Below are 24,580 nucleotides of genomic sequence, written 5' to 3'. Positions count from 1 at the left end.
GCTACATGAAATCCGAGAGCCCGGACTGCTGGTCGTCGTCCGCGCTCTCGCTGTCGGGCGTCTCCTCGGTCTCTTCGGACGCGTCTCCGGCCAGCGTCGCCTGTGCATCGCTCTCGGACTCCTCGGCGCGCTCACCGTCGTCGGTCCCGCCGGCGACGCCGCCCTCGAACGCCCCGCCGGAGTGTTCCACCGCAGCTTCCTCCCGGCGCCGCTCGGCGTCCTCGACGATGGACTGGACCTTGTTCGTCGACTCGCCCGAGCCGGTGATGAAGGAGACGTGGTCGGCCTCCAGCTCGTAGGTCGCGGCCATCGCAACCGTCAGCTCGCGGTTCGTGCAGTGGTGTGTCATCGTCGCAAGGAAGGGCATGATCTCCCGGCGCGCCGTGCGCATGGAGACGCCGTCGATGGCGGCGATCTGGCGGGCGACGTAGTCCCGCGTCGACCGCGCCCCCTTCGAGCGGCCGAGTTTCGACCAGTAACTGGGCGGGCCGTAGCGGGTCCAGCCGCCTTTGGTGCCGTCGCGGGCGGCGGCGACGCCGGCGGTCATCGCGTCGCCGGCGTACTTCCAGAACGAGTAGTTCTGTGTCGCCCGCACGCGACCGAGCCAGCGGTCGGCGTCCGAGAGCGAGCGGTAGGCCCGCGCGAGTTCCGCCCCCTCGTAGTCTTTGGGCATGTTGTCCTCTATCCAGTTGATGAGGTCGTCCGGCGTCTCGTCGACGTCGTAGCTCCCCTTCAGCGCCGTCTCGGCGTCCCCCTCCTTGAGCACCACGTCCAGATACTCGAAGATGCCCGAGGAGGTGTCCCGTTCGCCGGAGACGTAGTCGTCGGCCTCGATGCGGTCCCGGCCCTCCGCGGTGGCCTGGAGGTCCTTGATAGCCCCGCGGAGGTCGCCGCTGTTTTGCTCGGCGATGTCCTCGATGGCGGCGTCGGTGTACTCGATGCCCTCTTTGCGGCAGATATCCCGCAGGACGGGGACGATAGAGCGCTTCTGGACCGCGGAGAACTCGATGTCCTGACAGCTGTTCCTGAGGCTGTTCGACATCTCGTAGTACTCGTTCGCGATGAGTATCATCGGCTGGCTGGCCTCCTTGACCAGCGACCCGATGGCCCGCGCGCCGCCGCGGTCGGCGTTCCCGTGGATGTTGTCGGCCTCGTCCATGACGACCAGTCGGCGGCCGGCCCCGCCGGCGGTGAGCGTCCCGGACTTGGCGGCCTCGCCGGCCACCTGCTCGATGACGTCCTTGGTCCGCGAGTCGCTGGCGTTCAGTTCGATGGTCGGCCAGTCCATGTCGTTGGCGAGCGCGTGGGCCGCGGAGGTCTTGCCCACGCCGGGCGTGCCGTGGAGGATGACGGCCTCACGGTGGTCCGCCCACGTGTCGGCCCACTGTTTCAGGCTGTCGCGGGCCTTGTTGTTCCCCCGTACCTCCGAGAGCGTGCTCGGGCGGTACTTCTCGGTCCAGTCCATTGGTCCGTGGTTGGCGCGAGGGTCGTTTAGGGGTTGCGGAGCGGCCCGAAGACCTATACCGGGGCCGGCCCGGGTCCAATCCGCTATGAACCTGAACAGCCGTCGCTACGGCACCGCCGCCGTCGCGGGTGTCGTCGCCTTCGCCATCACGTACGTGCTGATATACGCGCTCACAATCTCGACGGTCCGGGACTCCCTGTTGACCGGTGTCGCCGAGGCCTTCGGCGACGAGAACGCCGACTGGAAAGTCGTCGGCTGGCTCGTCTTCAACGCCCACTTCGTCACGACGACTGTCACCATCGACGTCCCGCTGTTCGGCGGGACCGACGCGGTGAACTTCGTCGCCGAGAGCGACTCGCTGTCGGCGGTGCTGTACCTGATTCCGCCCGCTCTCCTGACCGCCGCCGGCCTCGCCGCGGCGCGCTTGGACGGGGTGACCGAGGCCGCGGACGCGCTCAGAGTCGGCCCCTCGGTCGCTCTGGGCTATCTCCCGCTGGCAGTCGGCGGCGCCGTGCTGTTTGCCATCAGCATCGGTGAGAACAGCGGCGGGTCGCCGACGCTACTGACGGCCGTCGTCCTCGCCGGCGTCGTCTACCCCGTCGTGTTCGGCACAGTCGGGGCCGTCGTCGGCGCGGTGCTCGCCGGGGAGTAAGCCGCCCGACTGTTTTTATCGGAAGCCGCGGCCAGCGTCGGTCGTGGTACGAGCGATCTGCCTTCCCCCGGACGACCGGGCGCTATCGCCGGTCGTGGGTACCGTCCTGCTGGTCGGCCTCGCGCTCCTGCTGGCCGCCGCCGTCTCGGCCACCGCGCTCGGTTTCGCCGACGAACTGACCGGGGTCGCCCCCACCGTCGCCCAGTCGAGCGGGACCTACGAGCGCTACGCCAGTGGCGGCGGGCGCTACGACGAGCAGGTCGTCCGCGTCACCCACGAGGCGGGCGACACGCTGACCGTGCGCGACATCGAAATCGCCGTCGACGCGAGCGACGCCTGCGGGAAGACGGGCCGGCTGGTGAACCTCCCGGCGTCGGGCGACGACCCGCGCCCCACGAGCGAGTACGTCCGCGGCGACGACGTCTTCGACAACGCCGCGAACTCGGTGGAGGGACCCATCGGCACCGGCGACGTGGACGACGACGGCGAGTGGTCCGCCGGCGAGACGGTCCAGTTCCGGCTCTCGACGCGGGAGTGCCCCCTCGACACCGGCGACAGCTTCACCGTCCGTGTCGTCCATACACCGACCGACAGCGTCGTCATCGACCAGCCCGTTCGCGCGGACTGAGACGTCGTCCGGGCCCGCGCTCCGGTACGTTTTTGTCCGCGTCCACCTTTCTCGTCACCTAATGGCACGGGGTGTCCGTGACGAACTGGCGGAGAAGATCGCCGGCGAGGTCGCGCTCAGCGACGACCCCGGGGCGACACTCCGGAAGTGGCGCACCGATTTCGATATCGCACAGACCCAGCTCGCCGACCGGCTGGACGTGTCGCCGTCGGTCGTCTCCGACTACGAGAGCGGTCGCCGGGACAACCCCGGTATCGGCGTCGTCCGCCGGCTGGTCGTCGCCCTGCTCGACATCGACGAGGGCCGCGGCGGCAACCACATCCGCCAGTACGCCCGCGTCCTCTCGTCGGGCTTCGATAGCGACGTCGTCCACGACCTCCGGGAGTACCCGGCCAACGTGGGCGTCGAGCGGGTGTACGACGCCATCGACGCCGAGGAGATCCACCGCGGCGGGGCCGACACCGTCGCCGGCCACACCGTCATCAACTCCATCGCGGCCATCACGCGGCTCTCCTCGGACCAGTTCCACCAGCTGTACGGCCAGTCGACGAACCGGGCGCTCGTCTTCACCGGCGTCACCCGCGGCGAGTCGCCGCTGGTCGCGATGCGCGTCCTCTCACCGACGCCGAGCGCCGTCGTCTTGCACGGCCTCGACAGCGACGCTATCTGGGAACACGCTTCGGAGCTGGCCCGCATCGACGACGTCTCGCTCGCCGTCACCGACGCGGAGCTGGAAACGGTGCTGGACGGGCTGCGCGGGCTGCCCTAGTCGCGCTCTCCGGTGGCGCTCGTGCGGTCGACCAACCGGTACGGGTTGGAGTGAGCGGACCGCGAGGGCAGAGGGCGCTTTCGGAGCTCTCTGGCCGTTCGCGGAGCGGTCGATTGCGGGGCTCTCCGGCTGTCAACAGTCTCTACCCGCACGAACGCCAGTCGAAAATCGGACTAGTCGACGTACGTGTACGTTCGCTCGCCCATCCGGCCCCAGCCGTCGAAGACGAACTCCGCCTCGGGCTCCGTGAACGCCTCGGCGTCGGCCTCGGTGTCGTGGTTGTGGACGTCGTGAATCTGCTCGTACTCCTCGAAGGACATCTCGTACCGCTTGCGAATCTGCTCGTCGACGTTCAGCTGGGCGATTTCGGCCTCCCAGCCGTCGACCACGGTCTCGGCGTGGACCTCCGCCTGTGCGCCGGAGCCGTAGGAGGCGACCAGGAGCTTCTTGCCGTTCAGGTCGCGACCGTTCTCCCGGGCGTGTTTCAGGCCGGCCGCCCGGGCGATGTGGACCGAGCCGGTGTACCAGTTGCCGACGTGGCGCGAGATTTCGAGCGTCGGGTCGATGGTCTCGGCGTACCAGTCGCGGTAGCGCTCGGTCTCGGTCAGCGCGTCGGTGTACTCCCGGATGGCCTCGTAGAAGGCGTCGTCGGAGTCGTAGGCGTCGGGAACGGGCTGGTAGCCGATCTCCTCGGCGAGTTCGTCCTCGATTTCGGTGTCACGGGTGACGTGTCGGTAGCCCAGCGCCGCGGCCTTCCGGACCATCCCGGGGAACGGCGTGTGGAACGGGATGAGCGGGTAGTCCTCGGGGTGGATGTCGCCCGCGACCGAGGCGAAGTCGTCGAGCGCCTCGCGCAACCGGGCGAGGTACACCTTCACCGAACGCTTCCCGTCGACGGAGGGGAACTGTTGGTTGGGCTTGAGGAAGTCCGTCTCGTCGGCGCTGCCAAAGCCCTGCTCCATCGAGAGCTCGACGAGGTCGGGGTCCTCGTCGACGAGCATCGCCACGGCACCGGAGCCCTGGGTCGCCTCGCCGGGGTCGTCCCGGGCGTACAGCGCGGTGTCGGTCGCGATGACCATGGCCGCCCGGCCCCGGTTCCGGCCGGCGCGAATCCAGTTGTACGCGTCGTCGAGGCTCTGGGTCCCGGAGATGCAGGCGAACTTCCGCTCGCCCTTGTTGGCGTGATGGAAGTCGCCCTCGTACACCTTCTCCAGACAGCCCGCGACGTACGTCGAGACGGGCTTCGAGTTGTCGAAGGAGGACTCCGTCGCCACGTCGATACGGCCGATGTCCTCCGGTTCGAGCCCCTTCCGGTCCATCAGTCGGTGGGCGGCGTTGGCCGCCATGGTCACGATATCTTCGTGGACGTCGGGGAACGAGGAGGCGTGCAGCCCGAGCCCTTTCGTGTACTTGCCGGGGTCGTCGCCCTGTGCCGGCGCGAACGTCTCCGCGAGGTCCAGTTTGAGTTTTCCTGTCCAGATTTCCATCGCGTCGATGCCGACTGCTGTCATTACCGGAGGGTCAGCGTGTACGTATATATGAGTGTCGACCATGCATTCGACAGATGTCGAACCACGCCGTCGGCTGGCCCGGACGCCGAGCGGACTTGTCCCCTCGTCTCCGCTGGAACTGGGGAAAGACACGGCACGACCGTTAGGACGAGTATTCCCCGTGAGAAATCGGTACCACCCTCGAACTGTCAGGGTGCCGGTCTGGTGAACGTGACCTCGTTACCGTTGGCGTCAGTCGCGATAACCCGGACTTTCGCCGCCGTCCCGCTGATGCCCTCGTGGCGGTCCTCACCGTTCCGGGAGTTGGTCTGTCCGAACGTGTTCGACACCGTACTGAGGGCGTTTCCGTCGCTGTCCTCGATGACCGTCGTCACGTTCGTGAGGTCACCGTCGGTGTCGGATGCACTCCACGCGGCACAGTAGCCAGCGCCATTGCCGTTGTTGCAGTTCCCGGTCGTGACAGTCACCGAGGCAGACGGCGGTCCGCCCGCCCTCGCGTCGCCGTCGGTCAGCGCCGTCGCACGGATGTAATCGAAGTCGACGCGAGCGTAGTTACCACCTGTCTTTTCGACCACGAGGTAGACGGCCCCCGAGTTCGAGATGGCCTGCTCCGCGGCGTCGTTGACCGTGAACGACAGGGTGTCGGTTTCGCCGGTGTTGCGGAGCGGTTTGCGTTGCAGCTCGTTCCCGTCGCTGTCGACGACGACCAGGTCGAGCGTTCCGACGCCACCGTACTCCCGGCTCTCGTACCGCGTCTCGATGCGGTAGTCGTCCGCACTCGTGGTGATACCGTCGAGCTCGATTCCGACGTTGGTGGTCTGTCCACCGTCCTGAACCGGCGTCAACGAGCCGTCGGCCGCTTGCATGTTCGAGAACGAAGCCAGGTTCCCGCTCTCGGCGGGAGCCGGCGGAAGCGACTCGTCCTCGCCGGACTCGGTGTTGTCGTTGTCCCGGTCGTTGAACGCAGTCGGATACACCGTCGTCGCCCCGCTGTCACCACTGACAGTCACGGTTTGACTCGCGGTATCGGACCCGCCGTTGCCGTCGCTCACCCGCACGGAGACAGTCTGGTCGCCGGAACTGCCGAAGCTCGTCGAGGCCGTCTCACCGGTGTCGTCGTCGTAGGCGCCGTCGTCGTCGAGGTCCCACTCGTAGCTCAGCGTGTCACCGTCGGGGTCGCTCGAACCTCCCGCGTCGAAGGTGAGCGGGTCGCCGACGGACGCCGAGCTCGGCCCGGCGATATCAGCCATCGGCGGCGAGTTCCCGGGACTGGCCGACGGCGGGGCGACGTTGACCACGAACTCGTCGGCGACCCGGGAGCCGCCCGCCGCGTAGGTAACCGCCAGACGGAACGTTTCGCCGGAGACGTTGGCGGGCACGGCCGTCGAGCCGCCGACAGTCCAGAACTCCGCGAAGGTGACGTCGGCCGACTCGCCCGACCCCAGTTCGATAGCCGAACCCGTGAGGTCGGTTTCGACGGTGCCAAAGGAGCCGCTGCTAACACTGTACGTCTCCTCGTCCGTCGGGCTCTCGAGCGAGAGCACCGTGCCGCGACCGGAGACGAACCCGTACTGGGCGCCGGTAAACAGACCCAGTTCGACGACCCGTGTCTCGCCCGTTGCGAGGTTTTCGACGGCGAGTTCTGATTCGCCCGGCGCAGTTCCATCCGACTCGTCCGAGAGCCCGTTGATATCGCTGTTCTCGGGCACGACCGCCACGTCGGTGAGTTCGACTGGCCGTCCGACTCGGTTCTCCACCGTGACGGAGAACGCCCCCGCGACCCCGTTACCGTTGCCGTCGAACGCCTGTCCGTTGTTCAGGCTCACCAGTCGACCGCCGCCACCACTACTCGACGGCTGTACCGTGACGTTCACCGAGACGTCCTCGGGCGTCGACGCCTCGAAGCTCCCGTTGATGGTCGTGTAGCTGAAACGTATCTCCTGTCGACCAGCCGACCCAGTAGCTTCGTAGACGAACGTCACCTTCCCGTCCTCGTCGGGCGTCTTGGTCGCGTCTCCGGCACCGGACGACTGGAACGACCCGTCGTCGGCGACGGACGCGTTGACCGTCAGCTCGCCGGCGTCGCCCGGCGGGTTGTTGAACCGGTCTCGCACTTCCAGGGTCAGCTCTTTCGTCCCGCCCTGCGGGACGGAGTCGCCGTCCCACTCGACGTCGGTGAGGTACGCCGCCGGCTCGTCTATGACGCCGGTCCCGACACCGACTTTCGTCAACTGCAGCATGTAGCTCTGATCGGGCTGGAGTTCGACGGTGACGTTGTAGAACCCGTTGCCGCTGGATGCGAGGCGTACGTCCGTGACGTTTGGCTGCGTGTTCTCGAGGAAGTCCCAGTAGGTCGCGGGCCGCGTAGAGGTGAACGTGATGTTGATGGGTGTCCCGTCGTCGGTCAGTCGGATTCGCTCGGTCGAGCTGCTGACCGACCGGACGTCGACCGACGTGGTCCCGGTCGAAGACCGCGACAGCGTCCCGTTGAGCGCCACGAGCGAGATGTCGGTCCCGTCGATGAACGACTGGTTGGCGACGGTTGTATTGCCGGTCCGGAACCGGTTGTAGAGGACCGTTTGCTCGTAGGTCGTGGTCGGGCCGTTGGTGTAGACGTTGTAGCTCGGCCGATAGGTGATGGCACCGGTGTTGTAGCGCTGGCTCTCGTTCCAGAAGTCGCCGGCCTCACCGCTGGCCTGCGCGTTCGCGATGGTCAGGTCGACGCGCTCGTCGGTCGTCCCGACCGTCCGCAACGAGCCCGAGGGCGGGCTGGGGTTGCGGGCCGCCAGCCGGCTCGGATAGCGGGTCCCGAGCCGGACGGAGACGCTCCGGCTCCGGTCGACGCCGCCGACGGAGACGATAGCGTTGCGCAGGTCCTGTAACTCCGACTGGACCTGCTGGTTGTGGTTGAACTCGACTTCGCTGTTCTGGCTGGGGACGACGAACGCCTGATAGCTGGCGAAGGCGATGACGAGGACGGCAAACAGGAGAATGGCACCTATCTGAATCGACTGCCCTCGCCGGTCCCCGACCAAATCCATGCCGACTACTTACGTAGTACCACGTAAAAGCCTATCCGCCGGCTCGGACGCTGCGACGTCCGCCGACTCGCGTCAGCGATATCCGACGCGTGGCTGCCCGTCTCAGTCCTCGTCTTCCTCGACGACTTCCGGGTCCGACAGCGCGGTCTGGAGGCTGTCCAGTCCGTTGACCCACTCGGAGACGAGGCCGTATTCGAGGTCCTCGACGACCTCCATCGCGAGCTCGTCGCCGTCGATGATACGCGTCCCCGCCTGCACGCAGTAGCCAAGCGCCGCGTCGAGGTCCTCCTCGGCCTCGGCGTCGGCGGCCGCGCCGACGTAGTCCGTGACGGTCGCCTCGCTCGCGACGCCCTCGGCGGTGTACTCCTCTGCGGCGTAGAACACACAGACCAGCGAGGTCTGGACGCCGTCGATAAGCATCAGCGTCTCCTCGTCGTCGATGGTGATATCGTCGAGAACTATCTCCCGGACGCCCGCGAGCTCCGACAGCGCCGTCTCCTCGTCCAGTTCCCCGTCGTCGTAGTCAGTGAGTATCTTCGCGACGGCGATGGCGGCGTCGTCCTGCAGGTTCAACAGGAGGCGCGCCGAGTCCTCGTCTTCGGGGTCTATCCCCTCGTTTTCGATACGGTCCAGCCAGTTCTGCCAGCGTTCGTCGGTGTAGTACTCCCCCGGCGGCGTGCTCATATCTCCCCGTACGTGCGCCCGGGGATAATAGCTTCGACAGGCGGTTCCCTTGGCTGTAAGGAGGAAACCGTGCGACGGCAGTCGGACCTGTGGACTCATGCTCACCTGGTTCGGTGCCGGGATTTATCGGCGCTCGGATGGTGTGTCTAGACATGGCACATCGCGGTTCGACGGTCCGGGCCACCGGTCGCCTCGACCCGGCGACCGTGGGCACCGTTCTGACACGGGTCGGACTCGCTCTCATCGCCGTCACAGTCCCCCTCGTCGCGGGCGCCGCCGCGGGGCTGGTCACGGAGGCCGGTTCGCCCGCCGTCGCGGTGGCTGTCACGACGCACGCGATGGACGGACCGCTGTTTGCCGGCTTCGGCCTCCGCTGGCTGTTCCACGTCGCGACGCTTGCGCTGCTCAGTGGCTGCTGGCTGCTGGGTGCCGGGCTGGTTCTGGACGGGCTCTTCGACTAGTCCTCCGACGTGACGCTGTGGGGGTGGTCCGTGGCCGCGTCGTCCCCGCGCCTTGTGAGTGTGCGCTGCGGGAAGGGAATCGAGATTCCCTCCTCGTCGAAGGCCGTCTTGACCGCCCGGACGACCGCCGAGACCGCCCGCCACTTCCGGGGCGGCGTCGGGTGGTCGATCCAGAAGCGCAGTTCGAGCACCACGGCGGAGTCACCGAACGACTTGGGGACGACCTGTGGCGGCGGCGAATCGACGACGTCGGCGACGTCTATCATCGCCTTGCGGGCGAGCTCTCTCGCCGCGTCCACGTCGGTGTCGTAGTCGACGCCCACGTCGAGGGTCAGCCGCAAGAGCCCCTTCCGACTCCGGTTGGTGATGGCGCTGTCGCTCACCCTGTCGTTCGGGATGACGACGAACTCCCCGTCGAAGTTCTCCAGTCGCGTGTTGAATATCGTGATGTCGGTGACGATACCCTCCTGCTCGCCGATGGCCACCCAGTCACCGATGGTAAAGGGCCGGGAGAACATCAGGACGAAGCCGGCGATGAGCGAGCCCAGCGTCTGGCGCGCGGCGAAGCCGACGACGATACCCAGAAAGCCGGCCCCCACGAGCAGGCCGCCGACGTTGATGCTCCACACCGCGAAGATCGTCGCGCCGACCGTCACGAAGATGGTGACCTGCCCCACCCGTAGGAGGATCTCCTCCTGGTGTTCGGTGAAATCCGACAGCGCCGTGCTGAACCGGTCTATCCACCGCTGGAGCTGGTCCGACGCGACGAACGCCAGCATGATGAGGACGAGGGTCTGAATCGTCGGCACGAGCGTGGGGTCCCTGTCCTCCAGATACGGCTGGAGCACTTCGACGATGTCGGCGACGCCCCAGACCACGAGAAACGAGACGACGACGATAGAAAACACCGTAAGCTGTGCCGTCCGCAACAACAGGCCCCGGAACGTCGTCGGCGTGTATCCCGCGACGACCTGGAGCCAGTTCCCGGACTGCTCCGTCCCCAATCGACCGAGTGAGGCCGCCCGGAGCCGGGAGAGAAGCGCCGGGACGACGACGACGCTGACGAACAGCGCCGCCACGAGCAGGCCAGTCGCGACGAGGCGACCCTGCGTTGCCGCGAGCCCTTCCAGTGACTCCTGAAAGGCTCTGACGAGGTCGAGGATACCCTCGTTTGCGTCGGTCGCCGCGGTCTCCGTCTGCTGCACACCCCTCAGTCACGTACCGACCGACTTGGTTCTTCGTCTTTCGATAGACCCGACCCCGCCGCGACAAACGGCCGCTCAGACGCCGCGGCCCTGCAGTTTCTCTTCCTCGGGGAGGTCGGCGTTCGCGTCGCCTTTCATCCCCTTACCGACGTTCTTGCTGATCTCGGTCAGCGCCTCGGCGTCGTCCCAGTTGTTGACGGCCTCGACGATGGCCGTCCCCATCGCCTCCGGGTCCTCCGCACCGAAGATGCCCGAGCCGACGAAGATGCCGTCACAGCCGTGGTGCATCATCAGGGCCGCGTCGGCGGGCGTCGCGATGCCGCCGGCAGCGAAGTTCACGACGGGCAGGCGCCCCATCTCGGCGGTCTCGTGGACGAGGTCGGCGGGCGCCTCGTGCTCGCGGGCCCACTTTTCGCGTTCCTCGTGGCTCATCCCTTCGAGCTTGCGGATGGAGCCCTTGATGTTGCGCTGGTGGTGGACGGCCTGGTTCACGTCGCCGGTACCGGCCTCGCCTTTCGTCCGAATCATCGCCGCGCCCTCGTCGATGCGGCGCAGCGCCTCCTGCAGGTTCCGCGCGCCACAGACGAAGGGCGCGGTGAAGTCCCGCTTGTCGATGTGGTAGCGGTCGTCGGCCGGGGTGAGCACCTCGCTCTCGTCGAGCATGTCCGCGCCCGCGGCCTCCAGAATCTCGGCTTCCTTCGTGTGGCCGATGCGGGCCTTCCCCATCACCGGGATAGAGACCTCGTCGATGACCGACTGCAGCGAGGCGGGGTCGGCCATCCGCGCGACGCCGCCGCGCTTGCGGATGTCGGCGGGCACCGCTTCGAGGTTCATCACGGCCACTGCACCCACGTCCTCGGCGATGCGGGCCTGTTCGGCCGTGACGACGTCCATGATGACGCCGCCTTTCTGCATCTTCGCGAAGCCGCGTTTCACGAGATCGGTCCCGCGGCGGAGTTCCTCCAAATCGGTAGCTTCAGGCATTACGCCGGGCTTAGGACTGGATTTACTTAACGCGTGTCCTTCGCCTGACTGTGCGTATCTGGTGTCTACTGCGAAGTGCGACGCCGGGAGAGGAACGTTTATTACGCCGTCATGTCAATAAATCTGCCAGATAATGACGGATAAGAATCAGTTCCCTCCGCTGATTGGCCGCCGTCGACTGCTCACAGCGGCGGCGGCCGCCGGTCTCGGCACGCTTCCCGGCTGTGGCGGCCTCGGGGACGAGTCCGACACCGGCACGGCCACGGACGACGCTCGGACCGACAGCCCACGGACCCCGACGGGAAACGACCCTGCGGACGCCGCTATCGAAGTGCCCGCGACCGCGCGCATCGACGAGTCGATATCCCCGACGCTGTCCGGGTTGCCACCCGGCGAACGGGTGTCCGTCGAAGCCGCGACGTCGACACCGGGACCCGACGGTCCGGTCGACTGGTCGTCCTCCGCTACGTTCGCCGTCGGTGACGGCGGGACGGTCACACTCGGTTCACAGTCGCCCGTCGCCGGCGACTACGACGACGCCGACCCGATGGGGTTGTTCTGGGCCATGGAGACGGACCTCGCCGCTCGGCGGGCCTTGTTCCCACTCCGGACCCACGAGGTGACGATTACGGTCACCGACACACAGGGCAGGGCGCTCGCCGAGACGACGACCGAGCGCGTGCTCCCGTCCGTCGAACAGGAACCACTGGGCGACGAGTTCGCCGGGACGGTCCACTACCCACCGTCGGACGGTCCGGCACCCGGCGTCGTGCTCCTGCACGGCTCCCAGCCGCGGGAGCTGCGAGGGCCGGCACGCCTGCTGGCCGCCAACGGGTTCGTCGCCGCGAGCCTGCAGTACTTCGGCGAACCCGAACCGGTTCCGGAGACGCTCGTCGAGGTCCCCGTGGAGTACGTCGTCCGGGCTTGCGAGACCCTGGCCGCGAACGACCGCGTCGCCGGCGAGCAGGTCGGGCTGTACGGCGCCTCGAAGGGGGCGGAACTGGCGCTGCTTTCGGGGGCCAACAGCGATGTGGTCGGCGCGGTCGTGAGCGTCTCCGGCGGCGGCCTGGTCTGGGAGGGCATCGAGTCCCTCGGCGAGGCGCCGGACGCCTCTTCGTGGACGATAGACGGCGAGCCCGTTCCGTACATCCCCTACCCCGAGCGCCAGCCGACGATGTCGAACGGCCGGGCGTACTACGGCGACGGCTTCGAGGCCGCCGCCGCGTCGACGGTCGAGGCGGCGACTATCCCGGTCGAGCGCATCGACGGACCCGTCGAGTTCGTCGCCGGCAGCGACGACCGGCTCTGGAACAGCCCGCGATACAGCCGGCTCGCGACCGACCGGCTGGACGGCTCGGAGTACGACTACGCGTTCGACCTCACGGTGTACGACGGTGCCGGCCACTCCATCACGCCGCCGTTCACCCCGACCTACGGCTCGACGCAGGTCGGGCCGCTGGTGCTCGGTGGCTCGCCGGCGGCGAACGCCACGGCGGCCCGCGAGCACTGGCCGGACGTTCTCTCGGTGCTGGAACGCGGTCTGAGTCAGTGACCACCGGCCGACCGCTAGCGTTTTCAGCCAGCCTCGCGTCCCCCTGTCCATGTCCGTCGTGAACCGGGTGGGGCGCCGAATCGAGGCTGTCGTCGCGCGGTACTTCGACGGGTCGCTCCCCGACCCGGAGGGGCTGCCCCGCTACGTCGCGCCGCTCCCCCAGTGGCTGGAAAACGTCGGGTTGCGCCTCGCCTGGCCCATCGCGATCGTCAATCTCGTCGGGACGCTGTTTGGCTTCTGGTACTACGCCGGCCAGCCGACGGACCTGTCACCGCCGCTGCTGGGCGGGCAGCTCGGCGCCGCCACGCCCCTGGCGTACCCGTTGATTCCGGACTCGCCCGTCGCGACGATGTTCATCGGGCTCTCCTTTGCGGCGTGGAAACTCGACTGGGACCTCCAGTGGCTCCACGCGCTGGCCTTCTTCGGCTGTATCAAGCTCGGCCTCTGGACGCCGTACGTCCAGCTCGTCATCAACGGCAGCGAGGGCATCGCCGCGTGGCTCTACTGGTTTCTCATCCTCTCGCATCTGGCCATGGCCGTCGAGGCGTTTCTCATCCACCGCTACGCGACCTTTTCCGTCCCGGCCGTCGCGGTGGCGGCCTTCTGGTACGGCTTCAACGACATCGTGGACTACTTCGTCCCCGTGCTGGGCGGCCCACACCACACGTGGCTGCGGGGCGAACCTCGCGTCTCGGTCTACGGGTTCGACCACACTGCGTTGGCCCACGACCTCGCTGCGGGCTGGGCGGTCACGCTGACGATTCTGGCGACGTTCCTCGCGCTCGCGACCAGGGTGGAGAAGCTCAAGCGGCGCCGGGCCGACAGCTAACTGCGTCGAGCCCGAACCGCCGACGTGTCGATGAACGTGATATGCACCGACGGCACCAGCTTTCGCTGTGACCGCTACGAACTGACCGATAAGGGCGTGAAACTGTACAGCGGCGCCGCGGACGAGGCCCCGGAGCGCTACGAGTCCGACACCGACGACCACCAGATCGGGTTCGTTCCAGACGTGATGTTACAGTATATCCTCCCCGACGGCGTCAGGCCCGCAGGTGGGCCGACCGGCCACCCGCTACCGCAGTCGACGGGCCAGCCGCCGCAACAGCCGACCGGTGGGATGCCACAGCAATCTACGGCTCAGCCACCACAGCAGCCGACCGGCCAGCTGACACAGCAGCCGGACGGTGGGATTCGTCGGCCGACTGGACGGTGACCCAGCCCGGCCCTTTCCGGGGCGTCACCGCTGCTCGACCGGCGTCCACGAGCGGTCACGCGTTCCGACGTAGCGCCCGACCGGCCGGACCAGCCGGTTGTCGGCCAGCTGTTCGAGCCCGTGGGCCATCCAGCCGCCGCTCCGGGCGACGGCGAACGTCGCGGTGAACAGCGCTCGCGGGACGCCGACGCCGTGGAGCAAGGCGGCGGTGTAGAACTCCACGTTCGTCGCCAGCCGTCGGTCGGGTTTGTGGTCGGCCAGCAGGTCCAGCGCCACCGTCTCGAACTGCTCGACGGTGTCGTAGAAGTCGGTCTCGGCGGCCGCCGCGTAGAACCGCTCGGCGGCGGTCGACAGCACCTCGGCACGCGGGTCGCGAACCCGGTACACTCGGTGGCCAAAGCCCATCAGTCGCTCGCCCGCGTCGAGGGCCTCCCGGACGTACCGCTCCGGGTCACCCGACTCGTGGACGGTCCGCAACATCTCCAGTACGGGTCCGGGCGCGCCGCCGTGGAGCGGGCCCTTGAGCGCGCCGGCCGCCGCGGTGGCCGCCGAGACGAGGTCCGACTCCGTCGAGACGACGGTACGAGCGGTGAACGTGGAGGCGTTCAGCCCGTGGTCGACGACGGTGTTCAGATAGGTCTCCAGTCCACGGACGGCGTGGTCATCGGGCGGGTCACCGGTGAGCATCGCGAGGTAGTTCTCGGCGTGGCCGAGCTCGGGGTCGGGCGCGACCGGCGCCTCCCCGCTCCGGTAGCGCCAGTAGGCCGCGACGACGGTCGGTATCACCGCGACGACGCGCTTTGCGGCCTCGGAGGGCTCGTCGGTGTCGGCGTCGAGCGTCGCTGCCGCCAGCCCCATCCGGAGCGCGTCCATCGCCGGCTCCCCGTCCTCGGCGGCGCGGCGGAGGACGGCGTGGGTCTCTTCACAGAGTTCGCGCCGCGAGGCGAGGTCCGCGCGGAACGCGTCGAGTTCCGCGGCCGACGGGAGTCGGTCCTCCAGCAGGAGAAACACCGTCTCCTCGTAGGTGGCGTTCGTCGCCAGCGTCTCGACGGGAAAGCCCCCGATGACGAGTTCACCCGCCTCGCCGTCGATATCGCTGAGGCGCGTCTCGGCGACAGTGACTCCCTCCAGTCCGGGCCGAAGCTGTTGTCCGGTCATACGGTATCCAGCGGCCAGCGCCCCCTAAGCGCTCGGAGAACGCCATTTCTTCACCGGATTTGACGTATCCGGGACAGGGACGACGACGCCGGCGAATACCGCCCGGCGGCCCGCTGTATCGGTGACGATGGGGGGAACGAGCGTTCTCCGTTCACACGGACCGCTGTCGGTCTGTTCCGGATATCGTCGACCTCGGGTCCGGCGACTCCCGCTGCAATCCGTCTCATACTGCCGGCTGTAAGTCCGGCACGATATTCGCCACCCCGGGGCGGCGAATTCCGTCAGTTTGTTACAGCCGGCAGTATCAGTCGTCGGGCAGGAAGTCGCCGTCGACGACGGCGTCGACGAAGCGTCGACCGGACTGGCCCAGCGCGTAGCCCCCGTCGCGGTTCGCGACGAACGTCCCGCGGAGCTGGCGCAGGTGGTAGTTGAACCGCCCCTTGTCGTCGATAGAGGTGGCGGCCCGCAGCGTCGAGTACTCGACCGGCGTCTCCGCCTCGTCGAGCGCGAGGAGAATCTCCAGGCGCGCCGGCTCGGCGAGCGTCGACAGCCGGTCGGCGATGGGGTCGACCGCGTCGCGGCGCGACTGGGCCGAGTCGACGCTCCGCTCCTCGACGGGCGTCCACGACCGACCCGTCGCACCGACGTACCGGGAGACCGGCCGGACCAGTTCGTTGTCGGAACGCTGTTCGAGGCAGTGAGCCATCCAGCCGCCCACGCGAGCGACGGCGAAGGTCGGCGTGAACAGCGCCGGCGGGACGCCCGCGCTGTACAGCAGCGCCACGGCGTAGAACTCGACGGTCGGGGCGGTGTGGCGGGACTGGCGGTCGGAGAGCGCTGCCGTCCCGGCGGCCTCCAGTTCCCTGACCGTCGCCCGGAAGGCGTCGCTCGTCGAGCCCGGCAGCGTCTCCAGCGCCGCCGAGAGGACGGCCGCCCGCGGGTCACGGACGTCGTAGACGCGGTGGCCGAAGCCGGGGAGCCACCCGCTCCTGTCCACGTGCTCTTCGACGACGGTCGCCACGTCGTCGGCCTCGTGGGCCGTCCGGAGCAGGTCGAAGACGCGTCGGAGGTTGCCACCGTGTCGTGGCCCTTTGAGCGTACCGACGGCCGCGGTGGCCGCCGAGACGAGGTCCGACTCCGTCGAGACGACCGTGCGGGCGGTGAACGTCGAGGGGTTCAGCCCGTGGTCGACCATCGTCGTCAGGAGGGTCTCCAGCGCCCGCCGTTCGGCCGTTGTCGGCTCGTCGCCGGTCAGCATGTAGCGGTAGTTAGCGGCGTGCCCGAGGTCGGGGTCCGGTGTCACCGGGTCCAGCCCCTCGCGGGCGCGCCAGTACGTCGCGACGACGGTCGGCGTGACGGCGACGACGCGGCGAGCCACCGCGCTCGGGGTCTCCTCGTCGACGCCGAGCGAGGTCGCCCCGAGCCCCATCCGCAGCGCGTCCATCGGGTCGGCGTCGTCGGCCGCCGCCCGAAGCAGCGCCGTCACCGGGTCCGGGAGGCGGCGGGCGTCGGCGAGCGACGACCTGAACGCCCGCAGCTCGTCGGCCGGCGGGAGCCGACCGGAGAGCAACAGCGACGCGGCCTCCTCGTAGGTGGCGTTGGCCGCCAGCTCCGCGATCGGGTACCCGCGGACGACGAGTTCGCCCGCCTCGCCGTCCACGTCGCTGAGTTCGGTCTCCGCGACGGTGATAGACTCCAGCCCGGGGTCGAAGACGGAGGGTGTCACGTCCGCTGTTGGGCGGCCCGACGGTTAGAGCGTTTCCCCGCGTCGGAGCCCGGCGCGAAGGCTCCCGCGGCACGCTCACAGCCGCGGGATGTGGTCGTCGAGGACCGCGACGACGCGGTCGACGTCGTCGATCCGGGCGAGGTCGTAGACCCGGTCGGGGCCGAAGTCGGCAGCGATTCTGAGCCTGGTATCGGTCGCCTCGTAGCCGTACAGACCCGTCCAGGGGGTCTGGGACTGGTCGAACGGGACCCGCCAGAAGACGTAGTGCGTGGTGACGAGTCCACTGTCGGTCAGCCGGACCTGCGAGCGGGTTCCGGGGAGGAAGACGACCAGAAAGAGCCCACCGAAGAGCCAGCTTGATGGGTCGGACTGGGCGAGTGCGCGGTAGAAGAAGTAGGCGACGGCGACGATGACACCGACGTCGACGAGGCGTTGGAACTGCTGGCGACGACCGTCACCTGCTGTCGCGCCGTCGGTCGTCCGCGGGAGGGTCGCCCGCGGTTCCCGGGTGCCGTCCACTGACGCGAGCGCCCCATCCCCCCGCACCATCACGGCCCAGCCGACGACGGCGACGAAGACGCTCCCGATGGTTAGCTGGTAGCGAGCGCCGGCCCCGCTCTGCACGCCGGTCCAGGTCACCCAGGCCCCGAGTGCGAGCAACACGGCCCCTGTCAGCCGTGACGTGAGCCCGCGGCCGAGCAGCTGGGACCGGGTCACCGCCAGCCCGCCCGCGACGATACCCAGACACAGCCCCCCGACGGCGAGGGGCGCGGCCGCGTCGTAGGCGAACCCGGCCACTAGCGCCGCGGCCCCGGCAACGCCGGCGACGTAGGCGCCACTCCCCAGCGCGGCCGGTGGTTTCCCCTGCATAGCCGATGGCTCACTGCGGCGGAAAATAAAGCTGTGCGGTCGGACGCGACGTCGCCGGTGGGACCGATACCCCTTACCGCACGACGACGACCGCGTTCTCCGTCTCGGTCATCTCGCCCTCGCCGGAGTACGTCTGTGTCTCCTCGACCTCGAACAGGTCGGCGCCGAGTTCGAACTCGCCGGCGACGACCAGTGTGTCGCCGTCGATCTCGTAGTCGCCCGACTCGATGCCCGAGTCGATGGCGCCCACGTCGCTGCCGAACTCGGGGCCGACGACGGAGTAGTCGAGGTCGATACCGCTTATCTCGGTGGTGATGTCCGGCGCGTCCTCGTAGGTGTCCAGTCGCTCGACGTGCATCGCCTCGGCGACCGCGTCCTCGAAGCCGTCGATGTGACCGTACACCTCGACGTGGTCGAGGTCGGCGTTCAGCGGCAGGCCGTTCTCGGTCTTGTAGCGGCGCAGCGCGGAGACGACCTCCATGGCCGTCTCGCCGGCCGCGAGGTCGGCCTCGTAGCCGCCCGCGACGGGCCAGTCGGTGGTGTGGACCGACTCGCCGGCACCGTACAGCCGCGACCACAGTTCCTCCGTGATGTGCGGGAGGAACGGCGCGAACAGCTGCAGGAAGGTCCGGTGGGCCGTCAACAGCGTGTACTCGGTGGAGGCGTCTCCGCCGTTGCTCAGGCGCTGTTTGGCGATTTCGAGGTAGTCGTCACAGAAGGTGTTCCAGAAGAACGAGCGCAGCTCGTTCCGGGCCTTCGAGAAGGCGTAGTCCTCGAACTTCGCGGTGACGGAGTCGACGGTCGCGTCGAGTTCGGCCAGCAGCCAGCGGTCGACCGAGGCGAGCGCCGCGGGCTCGTCGGGCCGCTGGGCCGGGGTGAGCTGGTCGACCAGCCGGGAGGCGTTCCAGAGCTTCTGGAGCAGGCGCTCGCCGGCTTCGAGGTCGCCCTCCTTGTACGGGAAGTCGTCGCCGATGGAGGTCCCGGCGGCCCAGTAGCGGGCCGCGTCGACGGGGAAGTTCTCCAGCACTTCGCTCGGCGGGATGACGTTGCCCTTGGACTTGGACATCGCCTCGCGGTTCTCGTCCAGCACCATTCCGTTGACCATGACGTTCTCGAATGGGACCTCGCCGGTGTGCTCGTAACACTTGACGACGGTGTGGAACAGCCAGAACGAGATGATGTCGTGGCCCTGCGGGCGCAGGTCGAACGGGTAGAGTTCGGGGTTGTCCCACGTGAAGTCCTCGACCTCACTGTCCCAGTCCCAGCCGGCGTTCACCAGCGGCGTCAGCGAGGAGGTCGCCCACGTGTCGAAGACGTCCTCCTCCGGCGTCAGGTCGTCGTGGCCACACTCGGGACAGGAGTCGACCGGCGGGTCGTCCGACAGCGGGTCGACCGGCAGGTCAGCCCTCTCGGCGAAGACGGGCTCGCCGCAGTCGTCGCAGTACCAGACGGGGATCGGAATCCCGGAGTCGCGCTGGCGGGAGATACACCAGTCCCACTCCAGGCCTTCGATCCAGTGCTCGTAGCGGCTGTACATCTTCTCCGGGAACCAGTCCATCTGTCGGCCCGCGTCGAGATACTCGTCTTTCTTGTCGAGCATCTTGATGTACCACTGCTCGGTGACGAGATACTCGACCTCGACGCCACAGCGCTCGTGGACCTGCACGGTGTGGTCGTGGTCCCGGGACTCCAGTAGGTACCCCTCGTCGTCGAGGTCCTCGATGATTGCCTCGCGGGCCTCGGTCGTCGAGAGCCCCTCGTAGTCGCCGGCGACCTCGGTCATCGTCGCCGACTCGTCGATGGCCAGCCGCAGGTCGAGGTCGTGGGCCTGGTACCACTCGATGTCGTTCTGGTCGCCGAAGGTACAGCACATCACGAGGCCGCTGCCGGTCTCCATGTCGACGCGCTCGTCGGCGATGATGGGCACTTCCTGCTCGAACAGGGGGACGCGGGCACGGCCGCCGACGAGGTGCTGGTTCTCGTCGTCGTCGGGGTGGACGAAGACGGAGACACACGCGGGCAGGAGCTCCGGACGCGTCGTGGAGATGGTGAACGTCTCGTCCCACGTGATGGGGCCCTCGCTGTCCGCGACCAGGTCGAACTCGATGTCGTTGAACTTCGTGGCCTTGTCCTCGTCCTCCTGTTCGACCTGCGAGATAGCCGTCTCGCAGTCGGGACACCAGATAGTCGGGGCGCGCTGGCGGTACTCCCGGCCCCGCTCGTAGAGGTCGAGGAAGGACAGCTGCGAGGCGCGCTGGACGCGCGGCTCGATGGTCTTGTAGGTGTTGTCCCAGTCGACGGAGATGGCCAGCGACTGGACGTCCTCGGTGAACTCGTCCTCGTAGTCGGCACAGACGTCGCGGCACTTCTCCTGGAACTCCCGGCGCTCGAAGTCCTGGTGGCGGATGCCCAGTTCCCGCTCGGTCAGGCGCTCGGAGGCGATGCCGTTGTCGTCGTAGCCGAAGGGGAAGTAGACGGTGTCGTCGGCCATCCGGTGGTAGCGGGCGACGAAGTCCTGCAGGGTGAACTGGTAGAGGTGACCCATGTGGAGGTTCCCCGACACCGTGGGCGGCGGCGTGTCGATGGAAAAGCGGGTGTCGGCGTCCCCGTCGTAGGCGTAGGTGTCTTCGGTCACCCAGTGGTCTTGCCACTTGGGCTCGATGTCGTTGGGGTCGTACTCCCCAGTGAGCTGTTCGTCGGCTGGCGGTTCCTCGGTCGGTGGGTCCTGTGTGTCACTCATGTCGAATCTGTGGTCTTCGGGTAGTTAGAAACGGTACGGGCGTCGAGAGGTGTGATTAGTGGGGCGTGGAGACCCCTACTACGCGGGGTACGGGAACGGGCGAACCGGGTGCTCGACGCGCCATTATCTGCCTATGGGCCAACCGGGGGCTAAACGACTTCGGTTTGGCGCGACAGCGGGCGGGTGCCGGCGAACCGCTGACGGGGGTAGACACGACGAGGGCTCAGTCGCTCTCGACGCCGGAGACGGCGTAGGCGGCCGGGTCCTCGGTCGCGGCGGGCGCCGTCACCAGCGAGACGGTGACCGTCAGCAGGAGGCCGACGAGGATGCCGACGACGCCCGGCGTCCAGCCGAGATACGTCGCGGGGAGCGCGACGTCTGTGCTGACCAGTTCCCCGAGAGCCGACACGACGGGGAAGACGTGCAGGCCGTAGAACAGCTGGCTCCCGACGACGCCGGCGAACATCCCGCTCCGGGTCGTCCCCCGCCAGTACAGCGCCAGGGCGACCGGCACCGTGAGCTGTGCGAAGCCGCTGAAGGCGGTGTCGCCGATCTGGACCAGCGTCCCCGGCGTGTAGAGGCTCGCGACGAACGAGAGGGTCGCGAAGGCGACGACGCCCACGCGGGCGACGAGCGTCTCGCGGCGGTCGGTCCGTTCGTCGCTCGTGTCGTCGCGTCCGGTCAGCGGCCGGTAGAGGTCGCGAGTCAGATACGACGACCCCGACAGCAGCATGGAGTCACTGGAGGACATCATCGCCGCCATCGCGCCGGCGACGACCAGCGCGACGAACCACGCCGGCGTGTACTCGGACAGCACCGCGGGGATGACGTTGCCGCCCTCCGGGACGGTCACGCCGAGCCCGGCCGCCCACGCGCCGAGCATGAACGCCGGGACGAACAGGAGCACGACGAGGACCGGCCACAGCGCGAACGTGCGCTTGAGCACTCGCTTCGACCCGGCGGCGAAGAACCGCTGGTTTATCTGTGGGAACATCGCCACGCCGAAGGCGATGCTCACGGCCGTCGAGACGATGTACTGGGGCGTGTAGAGCCCGCCGCCGAGGCCGACGAAAGCGGGCTCGTCCACCGCCAGCGCGGCGGTCGCCTCGCCGGCGCCGCCGACGGCCGAGAGGACCCACGCGACCGCGACCCAGACGAGCGAGAGCATAAAGAGCCCCTGGAGCGTGTCGGTCCAGGCGACCCCGCGCATCCCCGAGAGCGTGACGTACAGGACCATGAACAGCGTGATTCCCCCCGCCCCGACCCAGAACGGGACCGCGCCGCCGGTGAGCCCGACGATGGCCTGGCCCGCCCCCTTCTGCTGGAGCATCACGTACGGGAACAGCCAGAAGAGGCTGACGGCGGCGACGACGACCCGGAGCGGCGTCGAGCCGAAGCGGTCGCCGAGCATCTCGCCCAGTGTCACGTAGCCGTGGCGCTTGCCGACCAGCCACTGCTTGTACCCCAGCACGTACCAGAGGACGGCGAAGATGATGCCGTCCATCAGCCCCATGACGAGTATCCACTCGGGGCCGGCGCTGTACGCGAGGTTGGGGCCGCCGAAGAACGTAAACGCCGACAGCAGCGTCGCGAACGTCGTGAACAGCAACACGACGGTCCCGAGGGTCCGGCTCGCGAGGTAGTAGTCCTCGGCGGTCCGGTCGGTCAGCCGGTAGGCGACGACGCCGACCGCCAGCGCGACGACCATGTACGCGCCGACGATTCCCAGCTGTAGCGCCGTGTCAGCCACGCGGGCTCACCGCCTCGATGCCGAGACCCCAGTCAGTGTGCGCGAACACGGCGAAGACGACACTGGCGAGCGCCATCCACCCGATGTGCCACCACAGCCACACCGGGAGCCCCAGAGCCGTTTGCGTGCTCCCCCAGAGGAACCACGGCACTGCGAGCGCCATTAGCACCACTGCGACGACCGTCCACGCGAGGAATCGAACGGTGCTCATACTGTCTCAGGCTAGCCACTGCCGCCACTAATGGGTAGCGAATCTTCACAGGATATTTTTGAAGAAAGATTGTCTTCAGCGCGTCGGGCCGTCAGCGCAGTCCGAGACGACGCCAGTAGTCACGGGAGGTCGGTACCGCGGCGTTCGCGGTCCTCGGCGGAGTGTGCCCGGACCCACAGCTCGCCGATGCGTGAGAGCCGCGTCCGGTAGGATTTCCCGTGTTCCTCCTGCTCGATGTACCCCTTCCCGCCGGGGCCCAGCCGGTCGACGTTGTAGATGACCTTCGAGCGAAAGGAGTCGGTGTACTCCTCGCCCAGCTCGCGGGCCAGCTGCTGGGCCAGCTCGGAGACGGACTCGAACTCGCCGTGGTCGCCCAGCGTAAAGAGGATGACCTCCTCGAAGGGCTTGACGTTCGAGAACGAGGCGACCGGCAGCTCGACGATGTGCGAGCCGTTTATCTCCTTGGCCCCGATGGTCGTCCCGCGCTCGTCGAACTCGTCCAGCAGGTCGAGCGCCGTCGACAGCCGGTCGGCGACGCGGTCGTCGACGGGCTCGTCGGCCTGCAGGTCCTGCAACAGGTCGACCTGCTTGCGCAGCTCCTCGGCGAGTTCCGTCTCCAGGTACTTCTCCGGGACGGTGTAGTAGGTGTGGATGCGCTCGCGGTCGCCCTCGCGCTCGACCATGATGGAGTGGGCGGCCGTGGCGAAGGCGAAGGAGACGGTCCGGGGCATCGCCGAGACGTTGACCCACACCTCGCTGCCCGAGTCCAGTTCGGCGTTGATGAGCGCGAAGGCCTGCTCGAAGGCCTCGTCGTAGTCGTACACGTCCGCGACGACTACCCGTTCGGTCTCGGCGCCCAGCAGGTTCTCGTAGTCTTTCTCCAGCTTCTCCGCGAGGTTGCGCGAGTACTCGACGTTGGCCTCGGAGCCGACTGCCCCCTCCAGCAAGATGACGCGGTCCACGTCGAGTTGCTCGCGCACCAGCGGCGCGATGAGCCGGTCGTAGTCGAACCCGACCGGGACGATGTGGGTCTGCATACCCGAGCGTAGCGGGGCTGTTTATAAAAGCTCCCGCGTTCTCCGGCGAACGGCCCGCAGCGCCGAGGGCCGCGGCTGCCACGCCGTGGCCGCGGAAAACGGAACCGCAGTCGTCGGCCGGCCGTCTGCTCAGGTGGACACCGCGTCGGCCGTCCAGCCCGGGTCCCGGCCCGTCTGTTTCAGCAGGTCCGCCCGACACGCCGGGCAGTAGTCGGGGGTTTCGGTCTCGCCGCGTGGCACATAGACCGCGCCGTCACACTCCACGCACGCATCCGCGGCGATGGTCGTGCAGTCGACACAGAGATTGAAGTCGTCGACTGTGAGCTCGCGCAGGGGTTCGAGTTGTTTATCGAGGAGATACTCGTCGATGACCGCCTGACAGTTCTGGCACGGTTGCATGTCGATCCATGATGACCCATGTGAGCACGTAACAAGTATCTATCGTCCGTGTCAATCTCTGTCGTCACTGGTGAGGTGACTGACTCGCGAGAAACAGCGGGTCGTTGACGGCCTGTCCGCGGCGGCTCAGAGACAGTCGTCGTGGACGATGTCGTCCTGACCGTTGGGGCCACGGCGCTGTCCCGGGACGATTGGGTCCCCACAGGACGCGCACGTGAGATAGCTGGACCGGGACTGCTCCGGTCCGGTCTCGCGCTCCTCGCTGTCGGTCCCCTCGAAGTCGATCTCGACGTCCCCGCCACTGGTGGTGTCCACCGAAAGCGCGTCGTTGACGCCGCAGTAACCGGTCGTCGCGTTGAAGCCGAGGCCCAGCGCCCCCACGCCGGCGAGCAGCCCGCGGAGGCGTTTCCCGCGGCGGAGCGACCGGACCGCGACGATACTCAGCACGATTGTGAGCAGGAGCCGAACGAGGCGGTCTCGGCCGCCGACGTTCTTGGTGTCGTCCATACCGGACGGACGGT

At 68.0% G+C, this 24,580-nt stretch carries 22 protein-coding genes; 7 read left to right on the top strand and 15 right to left on the bottom strand.

Going from position 1 to position 24,580, the window contains the following annotated elements; translation table 11 throughout:
* Position 1: 1 nt before the first annotated feature.
* On the bottom strand, positions 2 to 1,465 hold the full coding sequence (locus NDI56_RS08880; RefSeq protein WP_310919110.1) for a replication factor C large subunit: 1,464 nt from the start codon (positions 1,463 to 1,465) through the stop codon (positions 2 to 4).
* A gap of 85 nt (positions 1,466 to 1,550) precedes the next feature.
* On the opposite strand from NDI56_RS08880, the gene NDI56_RS08875 reads away from it, so the two are divergent.
* The 3 genes from NDI56_RS08875 (at position 1,551) to NDI56_RS08865 (ending at position 3,514) form a co-directional block, all read left to right on the top strand.
* Complete coding sequence (locus NDI56_RS08875; RefSeq protein ID WP_310919109.1) at positions 1,551 to 2,117, top strand: DUF7978 family protein; 567 nt, start codon at positions 1,551 to 1,553, stop codon at positions 2,115 to 2,117.
* Between the two features lie 43 nt (positions 2,118 to 2,160).
* Positions 2,161 to 2,745 (top strand): type IV pilin domain-containing protein, encoded by a 585-nt coding sequence (locus NDI56_RS08870; RefSeq protein ID WP_310919108.1) that lies wholly within the window; start codon positions 2,161 to 2,163, stop codon positions 2,743 to 2,745.
* Positions 2,746 to 2,806: 61 nt separating this feature from the next.
* A complete protein-coding gene (locus tag NDI56_RS08865; protein ID WP_310919107.1) occupies positions 2,807 to 3,514 on the top strand; it encodes a helix-turn-helix domain-containing protein in 708 nt (235 codons plus the stop codon).
* Between the two features lie 173 nt (positions 3,515 to 3,687).
* On the opposite strand, the gene hmgB is transcribed toward NDI56_RS08865, so the two are convergent.
* The 3 genes from hmgB to NDI56_RS08850 form a co-directional block, all read right to left on the bottom strand.
* Complete coding sequence (gene hmgB, locus NDI56_RS08860) at positions 3,688 to 5,025, bottom strand: hydroxymethylglutaryl-CoA synthase (protein ID WP_310919106.1); 1,338 nt, start codon at positions 5,023 to 5,025, stop codon at positions 3,688 to 3,690.
* 188 nt (positions 5,026 to 5,213) lie between these two features.
* A complete protein-coding gene (locus NDI56_RS08855; protein ID WP_310919105.1) occupies positions 5,214 to 8,066 on the bottom strand; it encodes a PKD domain-containing protein in 2,853 nt (950 codons plus the stop codon).
* 102 nt (positions 8,067 to 8,168) lie between these two features.
* The gene (locus NDI56_RS08850; RefSeq protein ID WP_310919104.1) at positions 8,169 to 8,750 is read right to left on the bottom strand and encodes a DUF2150 family protein; all 582 of its coding nucleotides are present in this window, start codon (positions 8,748 to 8,750) and stop codon (positions 8,169 to 8,171) included.
* A gap of 152 nt (positions 8,751 to 8,902) precedes the next feature.
* Between NDI56_RS08850 and NDI56_RS08845 the strand changes: the two genes are divergently transcribed.
* Positions 8,903 to 9,211 carry a hypothetical protein gene (locus NDI56_RS08845; protein WP_310919103.1) on the top strand — a complete coding sequence of 103 codons (309 nt, stop codon included), beginning with the start codon at positions 8,903 to 8,905 and terminating at the stop codon, positions 9,209 to 9,211.
* Here the strand turns inward: NDI56_RS08845 and NDI56_RS08840 are convergent.
* Together NDI56_RS08840 and pdxS are read right to left on the bottom strand one after the other, a co-directional pair.
* The gene (locus tag NDI56_RS08840; protein WP_310919102.1) at positions 9,208 to 10,416 is read right to left on the bottom strand and encodes a mechanosensitive ion channel family protein; all 1,209 of its coding nucleotides are present in this window, start codon (positions 10,414 to 10,416) and stop codon (positions 9,208 to 9,210) included. The two genes, NDI56_RS08845 and NDI56_RS08840, sit on opposite strands and share 4 nt — an antisense overlap.
* A 75-nt stretch (positions 10,417 to 10,491) precedes the next feature.
* Positions 10,492 to 11,400: a pyridoxal 5'-phosphate synthase lyase subunit PdxS gene (gene pdxS / locus NDI56_RS08835; protein ID WP_310919101.1), complete on the bottom strand. Its 909-nt coding sequence runs from the start codon at positions 11,398 to 11,400 to the stop codon at positions 10,492 to 10,494.
* Positions 11,401 to 11,533: 133 nt separating this feature from the next.
* On the opposite strand from pdxS, the gene NDI56_RS08830 reads away from it, so the two are divergent.
* The 3 genes from NDI56_RS08830 to NDI56_RS08820 are packed head-to-tail and all read left to right on the top strand — an operon-like array spanning position 11,534 to position 14,168.
* Positions 11,534 to 12,952 (top strand): acyl-CoA thioester hydrolase/BAAT C-terminal domain-containing protein, encoded by a 1,419-nt coding sequence (locus tag NDI56_RS08830; RefSeq protein ID WP_310919100.1) that lies wholly within the window; start codon positions 11,534 to 11,536, stop codon positions 12,950 to 12,952.
* Positions 12,953 to 13,001: 49 nt separating this feature from the next.
* Complete coding sequence (locus tag NDI56_RS08825; protein ID WP_310919099.1) at positions 13,002 to 13,781, top strand: DUF1405 domain-containing protein; 780 nt, start codon at positions 13,002 to 13,004, stop codon at positions 13,779 to 13,781.
* 30 nt (positions 13,782 to 13,811) lie between these two features.
* Positions 13,812 to 14,168, top strand: coding sequence for a hypothetical protein (locus NDI56_RS08820; protein ID WP_310919098.1), 357 nt, complete (start codon positions 13,812 to 13,814; stop codon positions 14,166 to 14,168).
* 24 nt (positions 14,169 to 14,192) lie between these two features.
* Here the strand turns inward: NDI56_RS08820 and NDI56_RS08815 are convergent, their stop codons facing one another.
* From NDI56_RS08815 to NDI56_RS08775, 9 genes are all read right to left on the bottom strand, one after another.
* Positions 14,193 to 15,326 carry a citrate synthase gene (locus NDI56_RS08815; RefSeq protein WP_310919097.1) on the bottom strand — a complete coding sequence of 378 codons (1,134 nt, stop codon included), beginning with the start codon at positions 15,324 to 15,326 and terminating at the stop codon, positions 14,193 to 14,195.
* Between the two features lie 304 nt (positions 15,327 to 15,630).
* Positions 15,631 to 17,052 (bottom strand): citrate/2-methylcitrate synthase, encoded by a 1,422-nt coding sequence (locus NDI56_RS08810; RefSeq protein ID WP_310919096.1) that lies wholly within the window; start codon positions 17,050 to 17,052, stop codon positions 15,631 to 15,633.
* A gap of 75 nt (positions 17,053 to 17,127) precedes the next feature.
* Complete coding sequence (locus NDI56_RS08805) at positions 17,128 to 17,922, bottom strand: hypothetical protein (protein ID WP_310919095.1); 795 nt, start codon at positions 17,920 to 17,922, stop codon at positions 17,128 to 17,130.
* Between the two features lie 73 nt (positions 17,923 to 17,995).
* Complete coding sequence (locus NDI56_RS08800; RefSeq protein WP_310919094.1) at positions 17,996 to 20,662, bottom strand: valine--tRNA ligase; 2,667 nt, start codon at positions 20,660 to 20,662, stop codon at positions 17,996 to 17,998.
* A 223-nt stretch (positions 20,663 to 20,885) separates the two neighbouring features.
* Positions 20,886 to 22,412, bottom strand: a complete 1,527-nt coding sequence (locus NDI56_RS08795; RefSeq protein ID WP_310919093.1) for a sodium:solute symporter family protein — start codon at positions 22,410 to 22,412, stop codon at positions 20,886 to 20,888.
* Complete coding sequence (locus tag NDI56_RS08790; protein WP_310919092.1) at positions 22,405 to 22,623, bottom strand: DUF3311 domain-containing protein; 219 nt, start codon at positions 22,621 to 22,623, stop codon at positions 22,405 to 22,407. Before NDI56_RS08790 ends, NDI56_RS08795 begins: the two co-directional genes overlap by 8 nt.
* 119 nt (positions 22,624 to 22,742) lie before the next feature.
* Complete coding sequence (locus NDI56_RS08785; protein ID WP_310919091.1) at positions 22,743 to 23,660, bottom strand: HFX_2341 family transcriptional regulator; 918 nt, start codon at positions 23,658 to 23,660, stop codon at positions 22,743 to 22,745.
* A 129-nt stretch (positions 23,661 to 23,789) separates the two neighbouring features.
* On the bottom strand, positions 23,790 to 24,059 hold the full coding sequence (locus NDI56_RS08780; RefSeq protein ID WP_310919090.1) for a DUF7571 family protein: 270 nt from the start codon (positions 24,057 to 24,059) through the stop codon (positions 23,790 to 23,792).
* Between the two features lie 126 nt (positions 24,060 to 24,185).
* The gene (locus NDI56_RS08775; RefSeq protein ID WP_310919088.1) at positions 24,186 to 24,566 is read right to left on the bottom strand and encodes a YgaP family membrane protein; all 381 of its coding nucleotides are present in this window, start codon (positions 24,564 to 24,566) and stop codon (positions 24,186 to 24,188) included.
* Positions 24,567 to 24,580: the final 14 nt, after the last annotated feature.

Source organism: Halomicroarcula saliterrae (genome assembly GCF_031624395.1).
Classification (GTDB): Archaea; Halobacteriota; Halobacteria; order Halobacteriales; family Haloarculaceae; genus Haloarcula; species Haloarcula saliterrae.
The sequence above is the reverse complement of the archived record's forward strand: the minus strand, read 5'-3'. Positions and strand labels throughout refer to the sequence as shown.